The sequence below is a fragment of the Frankia sp. QA3 genome, assembly GCF_000262465.1.
Classification (GTDB): Bacteria; Actinomycetota; Actinomycetes; order Frankiales; family Frankiaceae; genus Frankia.
Window position 1 is genome coordinate 6,449,222 of the sequence record NZ_CM001489.1, and the last position, 16,015, is coordinate 6,465,236.

The window sequence follows — 16,015 nt, forward strand, 5'->3', positions numbered from 1 at the left end:
GGCGCCGACGCCGAGCCCGACCCGCCGGGGCGAGCAGATCCGCTGGCCGCGGCGGTGGCCGACGTCGACCCCGCGGACGTGGTCGCCCTCTCCGACGTCCTCGACGACCCCGGCCCGGAGATGTCCGCCGAGGGCCGCGTGCGGGTGCGCCGACTGGCCGCGGAGATCGCCGAGCTGCGCGGCCACGTCGGCGAGGGCCTGCTCGACCTGCTGCACCGCGTCGTCGCCACGATCGGGCTGGACGTGGAGCTCACCGCCACCGAGGCGGCCGTGCGCGCCCGCCGTCAGGAGAACGTCGCGGCCTTCCTCGACGTCGCCGCCGACTTCACCGACCCGGACGGGACGACCTCGCTGCACGCCTTCCTCGGCTTCCTGCGGGCCGCCCGGGAGCACGAGCGGGGCCTCGACGTCACCGGCCCGTCCGGGGCGGACGCGATCGCCCTGATGACGATGCACCGTTCCAAGGGCCTGGAATGGGAGGTCGTCGCCGTGCCGAACCTCAGCGAGCGGGTCTTCCCCGACGTCACCGTCCGGGACCAGTGGACGACCTCGCCCGGCGTGCTGCCCGTGCCGCTGCGGGGCGACGCCGCGGACCTGCCCGCCTTCGAGGTCTCCGACCAGAAGGCGGACCTCGACGCCTTCGCGGCCGAGGTCCGCGCCTACGCCGAGCGGGAGGAGCGCCGGCTTGCCTACGTCGCGGTGACCCGGGCGAAGTCGCTGCTGTTCGCCAGCGGGCACTGGTGGGGGCCGGCGCAGAAGCGTCCGCGCGGCGCGTCGGTCTTCCTGGCGGAGCTCGCCGAGCACGCCCGCGGCGGCGGCGGGCGGGTCGACGTCTGGGCCCCACGGCCCGAGGAGAAGTCGAACCCGGCCCTGGCCACCCCGCGCCGTTTCGCCTGGCCGATCCCCTACGAACCGGAGCCCTTCGCCCGCCGCGTCGAGGCGGCCCGCGACGTCCTCGCCCGGCTCGAGGCGGCGCTCACCCCGCCCCCGCTCGGCGTCGGCGTCCCGGCGGACCCCACGGCCCCGGCCGGTCCGCCGGCGCCGACACCCTCCCGCGACGCCGCATCGGCGGTCCTCGGCGGCGCCGATCCGCCCGGGCTGACCGCGGCCGAGGGGGCGCTGCTCGCCGAGCTGGACCGCGAGGCGGAGCTGCTGCTCGCCGAGGAGCGGGCCGCCCGCGTCCCGCAGCTCGACGTGCCGATGCCGGCGAACCTCACCGCGTCCGAGATCGTCCGGCTCCAGGCCGATCCGGCGGCGTTCGCCCGGGAGCTCGTCCGCCCGCTGCCGCGCCAGCCGGTCGCGGCAGCCCGCCGCGGCAGCCGTTTCCACGCCTGGGTGGAGGAACTGTTCGACCACCGGGCGCTGATCGACGCCGACGACCTGCCCGGCGCCCAGGACGCCGAGCTCACCGACGACGACCTGCGCTCGCTGCAGGAGGCGTTCCTGCGAACCCCGTACGGCTCGCGCCGGCCCGCCGCGATCGAGGAGCCCTTCGAGCTCCCCCTCGCCGGGCGGATCGTGCGCGGCCGCATCGACGCCGTCTACGACCTCGGTGGCGGTCGGTGGGAGGTGATCGACTGGAAGACCGGCCAGTCGCCCGCCGACGAGCTCCAGCTCGCCGTCTACCGGCTGGCCTGGGCTCGGCTGCGCGGCGTCGACCCGAGCGCCGTCGACGCCGCCTTCCTCTACGTCCGCACCGGCGCCGTCGTCCGCCCGCACCTGGTCACCGAGGACGAACTCGCCGCGCTGCTCGCTCCGCCCGCCCACCCACCTACCCCACCGCAACCACGGGCGTAGCGTTCGCCGGGACGACGTCGGCCACCACGCAGCTGACGTTGTCCGCGCCCCCGGAGCCGTTCGCCAGGGCGACGAGCTCGCGGACCGCCTGCTCCGGCTCCGCCGCCGTGACCAGCACCCGGCGCAGCGCCGCCGCCGGCACGGCACCGGACAGCCCGTCGGAGCACAGCAGGTAGCGGTCGCCGCGGCGCACCTCGTGCAGCCCGATGTCGGGGAAGGTCGCTGCGCTGCCGTCCAGCGCGCGCAGCAGGAGGAGCCGCTGCGGGTGGGTTGCCGCCTCCTCCGGGCGAAGGCGCCCGTCCTCCACCATCGACCGGACGAACGTGTGGTCGTGGGTGATCTGCCGCAGCTCGCCGCCGCGCAACAGGTAGGCGCGCGAGTCGCCGATGTGGACGAGCGCCAGGGCCGATCCGGTCCACAACATGGCGGTCAGCGTCGTCCCGACCGCGTGCGAGGCCGCGGCGGAATCGGGGTGGACGAGCTCCTGGACGGCCCGGTTCGCCCGCGCGACCGCGTCGGCGAGGAAGCCGAGCAGCTCCCCGGGCGGGATGGGGGCGGCCTCCAGCCGCGCCAGGGCGTCGACGGCCGCCGCACCGGCCGCGGCGCCGCCGGCACCGAAGCCGTCGGCGACGGCGAGCACGGTGGAGCCGGCGTGCACCGCATCCTGGTTGCTCGGGCGGACGAGGCCCCGGTCCGTCAGCGCGGCGTGCCGCAGCGTCAGCAGGGAGGCCGGGACGGGGGTGGGGGCTACGGTCGCGGGTGGGGTGATCGGGTGCGGGTCGGACATGTCGACAGCCCTTCGGGAAAGGTGTTCGACGAGGACGGCGGCCAGGTCGCGGCGGGCGGCGGTGTCGGCCTCGGTCTCGGCCCAGAACGCACCCACCTCGCGGGCCGCGGCGGGCCCGTCGAGTTCGCAGACCCGTCGGATGCGCGCGAGCGGCATCCCCAGCCGGCGCAGCCAGGCCACCAGCCGGGCCTGTTCGAGCTGCTCCGGGGCGTAGCGGCGGTAGCCCGTCACCGGGTCGACCTGCCGTGGACGAAGCAACCCGAGCTCGTCGTAGAGCCGAAGCGCCTTCGGGGACAGCCGGCTGCGCCGGGCGAACTCCCCGATCGTCAGCAGAGCCATCGCGGCCGCCTCCTCGTACCGGGCACGGCGCCCGGCAGCGGCCATGCTCCGGCCTGCCCAAGGGGCAAGGTCAAGCCCGGCCGCACCGATCGCGGCCGGCCGGGTCAGATCGGCTGGTCGGCCAGGTCGACCAGCAGGGCCCGGTGGTCGGAGATCTCCGCGCGCCGGCACTGGACGGCGATGACGTCGCCCACCGGTCCGCGGGACAACACGTGATCAAGCTGGACGCGGGGGGCGTGCGCGGGATACGTCGGGGTGACCGCCAGCCGTCGCCAGCGGGTCAGCGTCGCCGGCAGGCGCCCGGGCAGATTCAGGTCCCCGAGCACGATCAGCGGGCCGTCGAGGTCGGCGAGGCGCCGGGCCAGCCGCAGCAGCTGCATCGCGTTCCACACGGGGACGAACGACAGGTGAGTGTTCACGACGGTGAGCGGCCCATCGGGCGCGTCGATCCGGGCGGCGACCGCGACCCGCGGCTCGTCGTCCAGCATGATCAGCCGCCCTGGTCCGTTCGGGCCGCCCGGAATCGCGATGGGGGAGCGGATCGGGGCCCGGCCGAGGTCGATCACTCGCCACTCGCGGACCGGCAGCAGGCTGATCAGCGCGATGCCGTAGGCCGGTTCGCCGGGCACGCGGGCGCCGTCGGCGGGCCGCCAGCCGGTCCCCGGCGTGCCGAACACGGTCGGGACGAACCGCCAGTTCCCGTCGGCGGCCCCGAGCGCCGCCGCCGCCTCGGCGGCCAGGTCGATTCCGCCGGATCGCGGCTGGTCGAGATCGACCTCCTGCAGCCCGAGCACGTCCGCGCCCAGCCCGGCGACGGCCGTGGTGAAGCGTTGCGACTCGACCCGGCCGTCGGCGAGGGACAGGCCGTGCATCACGTTGAAGGAGCCCAGCCGCACGCCTGGACCGTACCGGATCGGACGGTCACGGACGGCCGGGCGGCGCGAGGGCGCTGGGCCTCGCCGCCGGTTGGCCGGCCGGGTGTCAGTGCCTGGCCGCGGCGCCCGCCGGTGGGGCCGGCCGGACCGGCTCGTCCAGCCCGGCTCCGCCGTCCGAAGCTGCCGCGGGTTCGGCGCGGGTGGCGGTGGCGCCGGCGCGCAGCACCAGCTCGAGGTCGAAGCGGACGTCGGGATCCTCCAGGCACGGCCCGAACAGCTCGCGGAGCTGGTTGACCCGGTACCGGACGGTCTGTGGATGGATGTGCAGCCGCTCGGCGATCAGCCCGCGCTGCCCTCGTAGTGACAGCCAGTGCAGCAGGGTCTCGGCCAGCCGATCCCGGGTCCGGCTCGGCAGGCCGTCGAGGGGGGCGAGCAGCCGGGCCGCCAGATCCGTCACGAGACCCGGGTCGCGGGCGAGCACCAGCGCGCTGAGGTGCTCGTCGGTGAACAGCGGATCGGCGGCGCCCGCGCCGGCGAGCCGGCCGGCGCTGCGCGCGTCGCGGGCGAACCGGGCCCGGGCGGCGCTCGCCTTGGCCTGGCCCCACGGCACCGCCGGTCCCACCACCGCGGCCAGGCCCGCCAGCCGCTTCACCAGGGCAGCCCGCGCCGGACCGCGTTCCACCGAGCCCACGAACAGCCAGGTGTCCTGGCCCTGCACGGCCCGCGGGCAGTCCGCGGGCAGCAGGAACGGCTCGGTGCGACCGGGCGCGGGCGCCGTCGGCGCGTGCCCGGTCGGGACGTGCCCGGTCGGGACGTGCCCGGTCGGGACGTGCCCGGTCGGGACGTGCCCGGTCGGGACGTGCCCGGTCGGGACGTGCCCGGTCGGGACGTGCCCGGTCGGGACGTGCCCGGTCGGGACGTGCCCGGCTGGGACGTGCCCGGCTGGGACGGCCACAGTCGGCTCGCGCCCGGCAATTGGTTGCGGATCGGGCCGTGCCGGGATGAGGACGGCGGCCAGCCGACGGGGCAGCCGCACGCTGGCCGCGTCGGCGACCTGCGCGACGGCGTCCGCGGGAGCACCGGTGAGCAGCATCTCGCCGATGCGGTCGAGCAGCCGCTCCCGCTCGCCGCCCGCCGCGAACTGCTCGGCGGCGTAGCCCTCGGCGGAGGCCGCGGAGATGCCGTCGATGTAGGCGAACATCATCTCGGCAAGGGAGACCAGGCCCGCCGCGTCGACGCCGCCATGGCGCACCGCCGCCTCGCCGAAGCGCCGCCAGGAGACGCGGGCACCGACCCGGTAGGCGCTGAGCAGGTTGTCCAGCGACCGGCCCGAATGGACCTCGCCGCGGCCGAGCCGGACGTACACCTCACGGCTGGCGGCGAGGTCCGGGGCGCAGTGCGGGCCGGCCTCGACCACGGTGAGGAAGCGGTGCAGGGCCTCGGCGACCCCGCGGCGCACGCCGCGACCGAACCCGCCCTCCAGCGGGCGGGCGTAGGCGGGCACCTCGCGGGCGATCGCCGCCATGATCTCTTCGCCCAGCGAGTCAACTTCCGCGGCGAGGGTCTCGGGTAGACCGGCCGGAAACTGTCTCATGGGAACAGTCTGCCGATTGGTGGTCGCCATTTCCCGCACCTCGTCACCCGAGCCGGGCCGCTCGTGGTCGTCGATCGTCCCAGCCGGCAGAATCGGCCCGTGGACGCTCTGACCGGCATCATCAGCGCTCTGATTACTGGCGTGATCATAGGGTTGCTGGGGCGGGCCGTCGTTCCCCGGTCCCGGCGCGCCCCGATCGGCTGCGTGATGACCATCCTGCTCGGCCTGCTCGGCGCGGCCCTCGGGCTGGTGGTGGCCGCGGCGATCGACGCCAGCCCCCTGGTGACCCTGGTCCTGCAGGTCGCGATCGCCGCCACGCTGGTCTTTCTGGTCTCCGCGGTCGGCGCGCCCGGCCGGGCGGCGAGTTCCGCCGCGCGGCGCCGCGGCGCCCCGGGCCGCGATCGCGCGGCGCCGCGGGCCGGCGGTCGGCGTCGCGCGCGCGATCGTCGGGGTGCGGCGCGTGGGTGGTGAGCGCCGGCCGCCGGGCGGCTTGGTCGGCGGCCGGCGCGGCCCCGTATCGGCTCGCGGGCCGGGGCCGGGTGCTCGGATGCGGGCCTCCGTTCGTGGGACCGCCCGGCACCGGTGGCGTACCCCGGTCCGCGCGCGCTTTGACGAGCGCGTCACCCCGCCGGCGAGCGCGCCTCGGAATGCGTCGGCGGATGGCGCAAAGCCGGCTGGTGGCCTTCTTCGCCACCGGGCCGGGTCGGCGGGCAGTAGCGTGGGCAACTGTGTCCTCGCCTAGAGAACCCGGTCCGGTCGGCACCGCCGCGGTGAGGTCGGCCCTGCCGGCATCCTCCTATCCGATCGAGCGGACCCGGCTCGACAACGGCCTGCGGGTCCTGCTCGCTCCCGACCGCACGGCGCCGGTGGTGGCCGTCTCCGTGCACTACGACGTGGGCTTCCGGTCCGAGCCCGAAGGCCGCACAGGTTTCGCCCACCTGTTCGAGCACCTGATGTTCCAGGGCAGTGCGAACGTGGGGAAGGCGGAACATCCCAAGCACGTCCAGGCCGCCGGTGGAATCTTCAACGGCTCTACGCACCCCGACTACACGGACTATTTCGAGCTGCTGCCGGCCGGGGCGCTCGAACTGGCCCTGTTCCTCGAGGCGGACCGGATGCGGGCGCCGAAGATCACCCGGCAGAACCTCGACAACCAGATCGCCGTGGTGCAGGAGGAGATCCGGGTCAACGTCCTGAACCGGCCGTACGGCGGATTTCCCTGGATCAAACTGCCGCCGGTGGCGTTCGACACCTTTCCCAACGCACACAACGGTTACGGGGATTTCTCCGAGTTGGAGGCGGCCAGCCTCGACGACGCGGAGGACTTCTTCGACAAGTACTACGCCCCCGGCAACGCCGTGCTCACCATCGTCGGCGACTTCGACCCCGGCGAGGCGCTGACGTTCGTCGACCGCTACTTCGGCGACATCCCCGCCCGCACTGTGCCGCCGCGGGCAAGCTTCGCGGAGCCGGTGCCCACGGCGGAGCGCCGGGCGGTGCTCACCGATCCGCTCGCCCCCCGCGCGGCGCTCGCGGTCGGCTACCGCGTCCCCGACCCGATCGCCGACCTGCCCACCTACCTCGCCTACTACCTGCTGACCGAGGTGCTCAGCGACGGCGACGCCAGCCGCCTGGAGCGCCGGCTGGTCCAGAAGGACCGCTCGGTCATCGGGGTCAGCACCTACCTGGGCACGTTCGGCAACCCGTTCGAGCAGCGCGACCCGCTGCTGCTCACCCTGGAGGCCCGCCAGTCCGAGGAGTCCAGCGCCGACGTGGTCCTCGCGGCCGTCGACGAGGAGCTCGCCCGGCTCGCGGGGGACGGCCTGGAGGACGGCGAGCTGGAGCGGGTTCAGGCCCGGGTGGCCTCCTCGCTGCTGCGCGAGGCCGACGACGCGCTCGGCCGCGCGCTGGCCATGGCCGTGCACGAGCTGCACCGCGGCCGGCCCGAGCTGGTGAACGAACTGCCGGCGGAGCTGTCCGCCGTCACCGGCGAGGCGGTCGCCGCCGCCGCCGGGTCCCTGCTCGAACAGGGCCGTTCGGTCCTGGAGCTGCACGCCGGCGCCGCCTCATGATCGGGAGTGCTGTGACCTCGACTTCGACGAACTCCGCGAGCCCGGTGCCGCCGGCGGCGACCGCCATCCCGGCCGCCCCGGCGGGCGTGATCCCCGCCGTCCGGCCGACCGAGCCGGCGGCGCTGCCCGCCGTCACCGACCACACCCTCGACAACGGGCTGCGGGTGCTGGTGGTGCAACGGGGCAGCGTGCCGATCGTCGAGGTGCGCCTTCGCATCCCGTTCGCCGGGCTCGGCCCCGTGCACCAGGCTCGGGCGGAGGTGCTGGCGGAGACCCTGTTCACCGGGTCGCGCCGGCTCGACCGGGTGGGGCTCGCCACCGAGGTCCAGCGCCTCGGCGGCTCGCTGTCCACGGGGGTCGACAGCGACCGGCTCGCCGTCGTCGGCTCCGCGCTCGCGGTGAACCTCGAGCCGCTGCTGGAGATCATGGCCGACGTGCTGCTCGGCGCCACCTACCCTGACGACGAGGTCGCCGGCGAGCGCGACCGGATCGTCGAGGACACCGCGGTCGCCCGTAGCCAGCCCGCCGTGATCGCCCGCGAGGCCCTGCTCGGGCGGCTGTTCGGCGACCACCCCTACGCCACCGCCATCCCCGACCCGGACGTGGTCGGGCAGGTCGGCCCGGCGGACGTGCGCGCTCTGCACGCCGAGCGGGTCTCGCCGGCCGGGGCCATCCTCACCCTCGTCGGCGACGTGTCGCCCGAGCGGGCGCTGGCCGCGGTCACCGCGGCGCTCGGCGACTGGTCGGGGCGGCCCGCGCCGAGCGCGCCGCCGCTGCCCGAGCTGCGCACCGGCCCGATCGTCATCGTGGACCGCCCCGGCGCCGTGCAGACGAACATCCGCCTCGGCGGGGCGGCCCTGGACCGTTCCCTCCCCGGCTACCCGGCGCAGCGGCTGGCCAGCACGATCTTCGGGGGGTACTTCAGCTCCCGGCTGGTCAACAACATCCGCGAGGACAAGGGCTACACCTATTCGCCGCGCAGCTCGATCGACCACTACCAGGTCGGATCGCGCTTCACCGTCGCCGCGGACGTCGCCACCGAGGTGACCGGCCCGGCCCTGCTGGAGATCCTCTACGAGCTCGGCCGGCTGGCGGTGCTCCCGCCGACTCAGGACGAGCTCGACGCGGCCCGCCAGTACGCCGTCGGCACGCTCGCCATCGGCAGCGCCACCGCCGCGGGGCTTGCCTCGACGCTGTCCGCGCTGGCCGGCGTCGGCATCGGTGTGGAGTACCTGCGCGACCACCCGCGGGCGCTGGCCGAGGTGACGGCCGCCGACGTCCAGGCCGTCGCGGCCGACCTGCTGGCGCCCACCGGGCTGGTCACGGTGCTCGTCGGCGACAAGGCCAAGATCACCCGCGCGGTGGGGGCGCTCGGGCTGATCGAGTCCTGACGCGGCCCGCCCGGCCGGGCGAGGCGTGCGTGCCAGCCCGCCGGGCGGCGATGAGCGCTCGCCCGGCGGGTGTCGCGGCCGGTTGATCGACGTGCGCCCGCGGGGTCCGGCGGTCGGTCAGCGCCGGCCGGAGGCGGACCGCGGCGGTGCCGGGCGAGGCGCACCCCCGCCTGGACCCGGCCCCGGCGTCGCGCCTGCGGGGCCCCCGCCGCCGGTGCCTGCCCCGCCGCCGGGGGGACCGCCGGCCGGGCCGCCCCGGCCACCGAGCTCGCCCGGGAGGACCGCACGCGGGTCGCCGACCGAGTCCACGACCTGCCGGGCCAGGTCGTGGACGCGACGGCCCATGCCTCGAGCCGTTCGCCGCAACCGCTCGAACGCCTCCCGCGGCCGGATCTGATTGCGTTCCGCCAGTACGCCGATGGCCTGCTCGACGATCACTCGGGACGCCAGGGCGTGCTCGAGCTGGACGACGGACAGCCGCAGCTGCTCGATCTCGCCAAGGTCACGCTCTGCTCGGCGCGGGCGCCCCGGTGGGGCGAGGTCCTCGGCCAGCAGGTCGGCGAGCACCATCGCGGAGATCAGATCACCGACCGGGCGGACCTCCGGCCCCGGGCCCTCCACGACCCAGCCTGCGGGCGTTCGCCGCAGCCGCATGTCCGAGGTGGAGCGCCGGGAGACGGCCGGAGCCGGCTTGGCGCCGCCGGTCCCCACGGGGCCGGTGCCGCCGCCGTGAGTGAGCTGTGGAGCCGGTCGCGGCGGCCCGGCGCGACCGGGCGGTCCGGGGCGGGCAGCCCGCGCGACGGTATGTGGCGTGGGCGTTGGCGTCCGGCCGAGCGGATGCGGGGCGGCCGGGGCACCCGCCTCCGGCCTGCCCTGGGGCCCCGGCGCGCCACTCCCAGGTACCCGGGGTATGCCGGGGAGTGGCGGTGGCGGTGGCGGGGCTGCGGCGGCAACACCCTGCGCCGCTTCCCCGCTCGGTGCCGCTTCCCCGCTCGGTGCCGCGTCACCGTCCGGGGTGGGCGTGGCGCCCGGCGACGGGGCCGTGGGAGCGGCGGGGGTCGGCCGCTGCTCGCCGCCCGGCGCCGGGCCGGGTCGCGAGGGCGTCTCCTCCTGGGCCGCACGCTCCTCCTGGGAGGGACGTTTCTCCTGAGAGGGACGTTCCGCGGCCAGCGGGCCGGCCGGGGCCTGGTCGCCGGAGCCGACGGGACCGCCGGCCGCCTCCCGGCGGTTGCCGGGGCGCGGTCCGTTGAGCGACACCGTCGGCGGGGGCGGCGCGGGGATGTCACCCGTGGCCGCGAGTGCGTCCGCGATCCCCCGGACCAGGGCTAGTGTGTCGGCGGACACGGTCACCTCACCGTGGTCCAGACCGACGAGAAAGCCGAGCAGTCGGCCGTCCGGCGGGATCACCGGCATCGCGAGATAGCTGCGCACCCCCAGCTGGCGATGCTCGGCCGTGTCGGCCGCGGGATGCCCCGCGCCGACCCCGGCCGCCGCCGCGGGCGCACCGTCGAGCATCCGGGCGATGATGCTGTCCGCCCGGGGATAGTGGGTTCCCTCGTCGAGATCGGCGAAGGTTCCGGTCACACGGAGATAGCTCGCAGTCGTCGCAGATACCACGACGAAACAGGCCGTCTCCATCCGGTCCAGGGCGCGAACGGCCCGCAGCGCGGCATCGACGGTGCTCCACGCCTGTTCTGAAGGTACTGACGACACAGGCCGAACTCTCCCACAAACTTCACGGGCAGTGACGGACACCGTCCCACGAGCCGGCCGCGTGTGCGGTGGGAAGGTAAGAACTCCCGGGATGTCGTTGCTCTACGTATCCGTTATGCGGCAGAAGTGACCTTCTCGGTGACCTGGCGGACGCTCGGGTTCGTCATCACAGTGCCATCGGGAAAGAGCACGGTCGGTACGGTCGCGTTCCCGTTGTTAGCATCGCGGACAAGTTGCTCTGCTGTCGGGTCGTTCTCGATATCAACGGTCTTGTACTCGACCCCGGCCCGGTCGAGTTGGCTCTTCAGCCGAACGCAGTAGCCGCACCAGGAAGTCGTGTAGATCGTGAGCACGAATGGGCCTCCAAGCCACTGGGACGCAACGGTTGGTGTAACAGCGTCGCGCCTGCGCCGCTTCCCGGCGCGCGTGGGGACTACCGTGTCGGGGGATGTCCGGATCGCCTGGCCCCGCCGCGCGGGCCGCCGCCTCCCCCGCGGCCGGGGACCTGCTCGCCGAGCTCGATCCCGAGCAGCGGGCCGCGGCCGGCGCCCCCCTCGGGCCGGTCTGCATCCTCGCCGGTGCTGGTACGGGCAAGACGCGCACCATCACGCACAGAATCGCCCACATGGTCGTGGACCGGGGAGTGGGCTCGGGCCAGATCCTCGCCGTGAGCTTCACGACCAGGGCGGCGGGGGAGCTGCGCGGCCGGTTGCGGGCCATGGGCGTGCCCGGCGTGCAGGCACGAACATTCCATTCGGCGGCGTTGCGGCAGTTGCAGCACTTCTGGCCGGCCGTGGCCGGCGGGCCGCTGCCCCGCCCCGAGTCCAGCAAGATCCCCAACATGATGCGTGCCGCGGGGCGCCTGCGGCTGCGGCCGGACCGCGCCGAGCTGCGGGACCTGACCGCCGAGGTCGAGTGGGCGAAGGCCACCCTCGTCGCGCCTGCCGACTACGCCCGGATGGCGGCGGCGAGCGGCCGGGAGACCGCCACCCCGGCGGAGACCGTCGCCCGGCTCTACGCCGCGTATGAGGAGGTCAAGCGGGAGGCCGGCGTCGTCGACATGGAGGACCTGCTGCTGCTCACCGCGGCCATGATCGAGGAACACGGCTGGGTCGCCACCGAGGTCCGCTCCCGCTACCGCCATCTCGTCGTCGACGAGTACCAGGACGTCAACGCGTTGCAGCAACGCGTGCTCGAGGCGTGGCTCGGCGAGCGCGACAGCCTCTGCGTCGTCGGCGACCCGCACCAGACCATCTACTCGTTCGCCGGCGCCACGCCTCACTACCTGCTCGACTTCCCGCGGCGCCACCCCGACGCCGCGGTCGTCCGGCTCGTGCGGGACTACCGGTCGACCCCGCAGGTCGTGGGGCTGGCGAACCGGCTCGTGCAGGCCGCGCCCGGCACCCGGCTGATCGCTGCGGCGCCGGACGGCCCGCCGCCGGTCTGGCTGGAGTGCGACAGCGAGGCGGACGAGGCCGCCGCCGTCGCCAGCCGAATACGCACGCTGATCGCCCGGGGGACGCCGGCCAGCCGCATCGCCGTGCTGTATCGGATCAACGCCCAGTCCGAGGCCTACGAGGCTGAGATCGGCGCGGCCGGCATCGCCTATCTCGTCCGCGGCGGCGAGAAGTTCTTCGCCCGAACCGAGGTCGTCGCGGCGTTGCGGCTGCTGCGGGCCGCCTTGCGCTCGGCCGACACCGACCGGCCCGAGGGGCTCGCAGACACGGTCGCGGACATTCTCGGCGCACTGAACTGGCGGGCGGACCGGCCGTCGGCGGGGTCCGGCGCCGAGCGGGAGCAGTGGGAGAACCTCGCCGCCCTGCACCGCCTGGCCGCCGACCTCGCCGCCCGTACCCCGCAGGCGGGCCTCGCCGAGTTCGTCGCCGAGCTCGGCGATCGCGTCACCCACGAGCACCAGCCCACCGTGGAGGGGGTGACGCTGTCCACGCTGCACGCCGCGAAGGGCCTGGAATGGGACGCGGTTTTCCTCGTGGGCCTGGCCGACGGCACGCTGCCGCTCGTCCACGCGAAGACCGCCGAGCAGATCGCCGAGGAACGCCGCCTGCTCTACGTGGGAGTGACCCGGGCCCGTACCCACCTCGTCCTGTCCTGGGCCCTGGCCCGCGCCGACGGCGGCCGGCGTTCACGGCGCCCGTCCCGCTTCCTCGATGATCTGCGGCCGGTGCGTCGTGGCCTCGGCCCGGCTGCCGGCGGGCGGGGGCACAGCGGGGCAGGGCGGCACGGCGGGGCGGGTCGGCACACCGGGGCCCGGTCCCGAGGCGGGGCGTGGGGGCACGGCGGGGCGCCAGGGGGCGGCGGATGCGGCCGGCGCCGGCGGCGGGCCGGGCCGAGGGCGCTCGGCGGTGCGCTGCCGGGTCTGCGGGCGGGCCCTGACCGGCGCCCAGGCCAGGGTCGGACGCTGCGAGGACTGCCCCGGCGACGTCGACGCCGCGCTGTACGAGCGGCTGCGGGCGTGGCGGGCGGCGACCGCGCGGGAACTGCACATGCCCGTCTTCGTGATCTTCACCGATGCGACCCTGCAGGCGATCGCCGAATGCCGGCCCCGCTCGGTCGCCGAGCTCGTCCGGATTCCCGGGATCGGCCAGGCCAAGCTCGACCGCTACGGGCAGGCCGTGTTCGACCTCGTCGCCGGGCGCACCCCGCCGACCGTGCCCACACGCGACCCCTCGTAACCATCTGTGTCTGATACGCGACACAGAAAATACGTTGAGGTTCGCGTGGCGACCTTCTACCGTTACCCACGACGCCCGACGCAGGCCCTGGAACGGCTGCGCTCCAAGGCTCCCCGACAAGGAGGTGATCTCGCCGTGATCAGCATTCTGATGGACAAAGCCGGCACCGAGATCGCCCGCCCGTGGGGATATCGGCCCGGCCCGGCGGCTTTGCGTGCCGTCGCGCCCGTGCCGGCCGCCGTCGAGGCGTCCGTCGTTCTCGGCAGAGCCGCCCTCGGCAGCCCCGCCCTCGGCATAGGTGCTCTCGGCACGGTCGGCCGTCTCGGCCGGTCCGGTGTGGTCAGCACGGTCGGCGCCCCCTTCGTGGCGGACGTCCGTGTGCTGGCGGTCTGCCATGGCATCGAGGTCCAGGGCCAGGGGACGGGTGCGCCCGCCGCCGCCATCTCGGGCACGGTCCTCGGCCAAGTCGGGTTCACCGCGATCGCCGAGCGTCCGGCCGGCGAGCCGACGCGTCGGCTCGCCATGTCCTGGAACCCGGCGTCCGCCGAGGTCCAGGCGTCCGAGCACGCAGACCGTCACCTCATCTCGGGATCCGCTCGCGATCCGCTCCCGGACTAGTTCCGCGGAGCCGACGCCGAGGCCGCGATCCCCATGGGGATCGCGGCCTTTGTCGTTTCGCTCCTTCCATCCGCTCGAAGACCTACCCGTGTCGGAGGTGACACCGGTGTTCGATCACTCGATCGTCTCCCGGATCGAGCGGGATCGGCTCGTCCTGCCCTGCTGGGACGTCGATCCTGAGATGTTCTTCGCTGAGTCCCCGGCGGACGTGGAGACCGCCAAGGCGGTCTGCCGTACCTGCCCGGTCCGAGTGGCGTGCCTGACCGCGGCCCTCGACCGGGCCGAGCCGTGGGGGGTGTGGGGCGGCGAGCTGGTCGTGACCGGCACCGTCGTCCCCCACAAGCGGCCCCGCGGCCGGCCGCGCAAGGTGCGCCCTGAGGAGGTCGCAGCCTGACGGGCGCGGCGGGCGGGACACCGATTCGTCGGCGTCCCGCCCGCCGCCGTTGGCCGTTGATTTCTTCCAGTGCTCCCGTCGGCACCGGTACTGTTCCGGCGTGCCCAGCAGCGAGCGTGTCTATCCGATGTCGACCGGAACGGGAACGGCGCCGGGCGTGGCGCCGGGATCGGCCGGGGTCGACGACCTGTCTCTCGCCGTCGCCGCCCTCACCAGCCCCGAACTGGCCGAGATCGTGGATCTCGTCGCCTGGGTGGACGCCGGCTGGCTTTACGTGGCCAACGCCGACGGCTCGGCTCGGCTGCCGGTGACCGACCCGGACGGCCCCTGGGAGGTCCGTTACGGGCGGCACCCGCTGGCCTGCCAGGACCCGATGCACGGGGTGCCCCTGGCCGCGGCGCTGGCGGATCCGTCGCCGCCGAACGAACGCGACGCCTACCCCTTCGCCGGCCGCCGGCTGCTGTCCGCCTTCGGGGACCCCACCCGGTCGCCGGACCTGATCGTCGTGCACACCCCCCGGCATTACTGGCCCGAACGCGGCGGGCACCTCGGCGAGCACGGCTCGCTCAACGCCGGGCAGTCCCGCGCCCCGCTGGTGCTCTCCGGCCCCGGCGTGCGGGCCCGGGGGCTGCGGCCCGGCGCGGCGCGGATCATCGACGTCGCCCCCACCCTCGCCGCGCTCGCAGGCGTGACCATGCCCGACGCCGAGGGCACGGCCCTCACCCACCTCGCCGGTCCGGGCGCGCGCCACGTCGTCGGCCTGCTGTGGGACGGCGCGAACAGCAACGACCTGCTGCACCTCGCCCAGACGGGCGACCTGCCGAACGTCGCCCGGCTGCTGGCCGAGGGGACCGCACTGACCGGCGGGGCGATCGCCGAGTTCCCCAGCGTCACGCTGACCAACCACACCTCCGCGCTGACGGGTGTCGGACCGGGCCGGCACGGCATCCTGCACAACGTCTACTTCGACCGGGCCACCGGCCGCCAGGTGATCGTCAACGACGTGAAGACCTGGCATTCCGCCTGCGAGCAGCTCCGCGACGGCGTCGAGACGCTCTTCGAGGCCGTCGCCCGCCAGCGCCCCGGCGCGGTGAGCGCCTGCGTGAACGAGCCCGTCGACCGGGGCGCGCACTACTCGACGTTTGGCCTGGTCCGGGCGGCCGGCAACGACGGTGGCGCCGGCGACATGGGCGACTACCTGCCGCCGGCGGAGGGCGATCCGCACGCCAGCGCGCACTGGATCCGCGAGAACCCCGACTACTCCTGGTCCACCCGGGTCGATGCGCTGGGCCTCGCGCAGGTCGTCCAGCTGTGGGCGCCGGGCACGACTCCGCCCGATGTCATGTGGTGGAACACCACGGTCACCGACACCGGCCATCACGGCGGCGGTCCCTACTCGGAGCAGTCCCGCGCCGCGCTGCGGGACGCGGACGCCCGCCTCGGCAGCTTCCTCGACCTGCTCGCTGAACGCGACCTGCTGGCCGAGACCGCGATCCTGCTGACCGCCGACCACGGCTCGGAGGCGGCGGACCCGGCCTGCCGCGGCGACTGGGGCGATGCCCTGCGCGCCGCCGGCGTCCGCTTCCGCGACGAGGGATACGGCTTCCTCTACCTCGGCGAGTCCGCTTTCGACGGCTTCACCTCGGATGGCTTCACCTCGGACGACTCCGCTGTGGAGGACTCCGCCTTCGGGGCCGCCGCCTCCTGACGCACCCGCGCTCGGCGCCGTTGCGCGCGGCCGC

Annotated in this window: 13 protein-coding genes and 1 pseudogene; 9 read left to right on the forward strand and 5 right to left on the reverse strand. The window is 75.0% G+C overall.

Annotated features, from left to right (window positions below; translation table 11 throughout):
- Positions 1-1,797 (forward strand): 3'-5' exonuclease (locus FRAQA3DRAFT_RS26445; protein ID WP_009742122.1); only part of this gene is annotated, 1,797 nt, incomplete at its 5' end.
- Here the strand turns inward: FRAQA3DRAFT_RS26445 and FRAQA3DRAFT_RS26450 are convergent.
- The 3 genes from FRAQA3DRAFT_RS26450 to FRAQA3DRAFT_RS33715 form a co-directional block, all read right to left on the reverse strand.
- The gene (locus FRAQA3DRAFT_RS26450; RefSeq protein ID WP_009742123.1) at positions 1,772-2,923 is read right to left on the reverse strand and encodes a MerR family transcriptional regulator; all 1,152 of its coding nucleotides are present in this window, start codon (positions 2,921-2,923) and stop codon (positions 1,772-1,774) included. The genes FRAQA3DRAFT_RS26445 and FRAQA3DRAFT_RS26450 overlap by 26 nt on opposite strands.
- A 104-nt stretch (positions 2,924-3,027) precedes the next feature.
- The gene (locus FRAQA3DRAFT_RS26455; protein WP_009742124.1) at positions 3,028-3,819 is read right to left on the reverse strand and encodes an endonuclease/exonuclease/phosphatase family protein; all 792 of its coding nucleotides are present in this window, start codon (positions 3,817-3,819) and stop codon (positions 3,028-3,030) included.
- Between the two features lie 85 nt (positions 3,820-3,904).
- A complete protein-coding gene (locus FRAQA3DRAFT_RS33715) occupies positions 3,905-5,392 on the reverse strand; it encodes a helix-turn-helix domain-containing protein (protein ID WP_232291779.1) in 1,488 nt (495 codons plus the stop codon).
- 99 nt (positions 5,393-5,491) lie between these two features.
- Here FRAQA3DRAFT_RS33715 and FRAQA3DRAFT_RS26465 point away from each other — a divergent pair, with 99 nt between their 5' ends.
- From FRAQA3DRAFT_RS26465 to FRAQA3DRAFT_RS26475, 3 genes are all read left to right on the forward strand, one after another.
- Positions 5,492-5,863, forward strand: a complete 372-nt coding sequence (locus tag FRAQA3DRAFT_RS26465) for a hypothetical protein (protein WP_009742126.1) — start codon at positions 5,492-5,494, stop codon at positions 5,861-5,863.
- A 299-nt stretch (positions 5,864-6,162) separates the two neighbouring features.
- Entirely contained in the window at positions 6,163-7,464 is a 1,302-nt protein-coding gene (locus FRAQA3DRAFT_RS26470; protein WP_035921554.1) for a pitrilysin family protein, read from the forward strand.
- Positions 7,461-8,855, forward strand: a complete 1,395-nt coding sequence (locus tag FRAQA3DRAFT_RS26475; RefSeq protein WP_009742128.1) for a pitrilysin family protein — start codon at positions 7,461-7,463, stop codon at positions 8,853-8,855. Before FRAQA3DRAFT_RS26470 ends, FRAQA3DRAFT_RS26475 begins: the two co-directional genes overlap by 4 nt.
- Positions 8,856-8,972: 117 nt before the next feature.
- Here FRAQA3DRAFT_RS26475 and FRAQA3DRAFT_RS37730 read toward each other — a convergent pair whose 3' ends face one another.
- Both FRAQA3DRAFT_RS37730 and FRAQA3DRAFT_RS26485 read right to left on the reverse strand, forming a co-directional pair.
- Complete coding sequence (locus FRAQA3DRAFT_RS37730; protein WP_369809380.1) at positions 8,973-10,439, reverse strand: ANTAR domain-containing protein; 1,467 nt, start codon at positions 10,437-10,439, stop codon at positions 8,973-8,975.
- 242 nt (positions 10,440-10,681) lie between these two features.
- Complete coding sequence (locus FRAQA3DRAFT_RS26485) at positions 10,682-10,921, reverse strand: mycoredoxin (RefSeq protein WP_009742130.1); 240 nt, start codon at positions 10,919-10,921, stop codon at positions 10,682-10,684.
- A 95-nt stretch (positions 10,922-11,016) separates the two neighbouring features.
- Here FRAQA3DRAFT_RS26485 and FRAQA3DRAFT_RS26490 point away from each other — a divergent pair.
- From FRAQA3DRAFT_RS26490 to FRAQA3DRAFT_RS26505, 5 genes and pseudogenes are all read left to right on the forward strand, one after another.
- A pseudogene (locus tag FRAQA3DRAFT_RS26490) lies at positions 11,017-12,624 on the forward strand (ATP-dependent helicase); the annotation flags it as partial.
- 448 nt (positions 12,625-13,072) lie between these two features.
- Positions 13,073-13,261 (forward strand): HRDC domain-containing protein, encoded by a 189-nt coding sequence (locus FRAQA3DRAFT_RS37735; RefSeq protein WP_232292166.1) that lies wholly within the window; start codon positions 13,073-13,075, stop codon positions 13,259-13,261.
- Positions 13,262-13,306: 45 nt separating this feature from the next.
- Positions 13,307-13,879: a glycerate kinase gene (locus FRAQA3DRAFT_RS26495; protein ID WP_232291780.1), complete on the forward strand. Its 573-nt coding sequence runs from the start codon at positions 13,307-13,309 to the stop codon at positions 13,877-13,879.
- A gap of 106 nt (positions 13,880-13,985) precedes the next feature.
- Positions 13,986-14,273 (forward strand): WhiB family transcriptional regulator, encoded by a 288-nt coding sequence (locus FRAQA3DRAFT_RS26500; protein ID WP_009742133.1) that lies wholly within the window; start codon positions 13,986-13,988, stop codon positions 14,271-14,273.
- A 127-nt stretch (positions 14,274-14,400) separates the two neighbouring features.
- Positions 14,401-15,981, forward strand: coding sequence for an alkaline phosphatase family protein (locus tag FRAQA3DRAFT_RS26505; RefSeq protein ID WP_009742134.1), 1,581 nt, complete (start codon positions 14,401-14,403; stop codon positions 15,979-15,981).
- The last annotated feature ends 34 nt before the right edge of the window (positions 15,982-16,015 follow it).

Excerpts from the sequence above, each read along its gene's own strand:
- FRAQA3DRAFT_RS26450 (WP_009742123.1), bottom strand. The coding sequence starts at position 2,923 with ATGGCTCTGCTGACGATCGGGGAGTTCGCCCGGCGCAGCCGGCTGTCC.
- FRAQA3DRAFT_RS37735 (WP_232292166.1), top strand. The coding sequence starts at position 13,073 with ATGCCCGTCTTCGTGATCTTCACCGATGCGACCCTGCAGGCGATCGCC.
- FRAQA3DRAFT_RS33715 (WP_232291779.1), bottom strand. The coding sequence starts at position 5,392 with ATGAGACAGTTTCCGGCCGGTCTACCCGAGACCCTCGCCGCGGAAGTT.
- FRAQA3DRAFT_RS26505 (WP_009742134.1), top strand. The coding sequence starts at position 14,401 with ATGTCGACCGGAACGGGAACGGCGCCGGGCGTGGCGCCGGGATCGGCC.
- FRAQA3DRAFT_RS26475 (WP_009742128.1), top strand. The coding sequence starts at position 7,461 with ATGATCGGGAGTGCTGTGACCTCGACTTCGACGAACTCCGCGAGCCCG.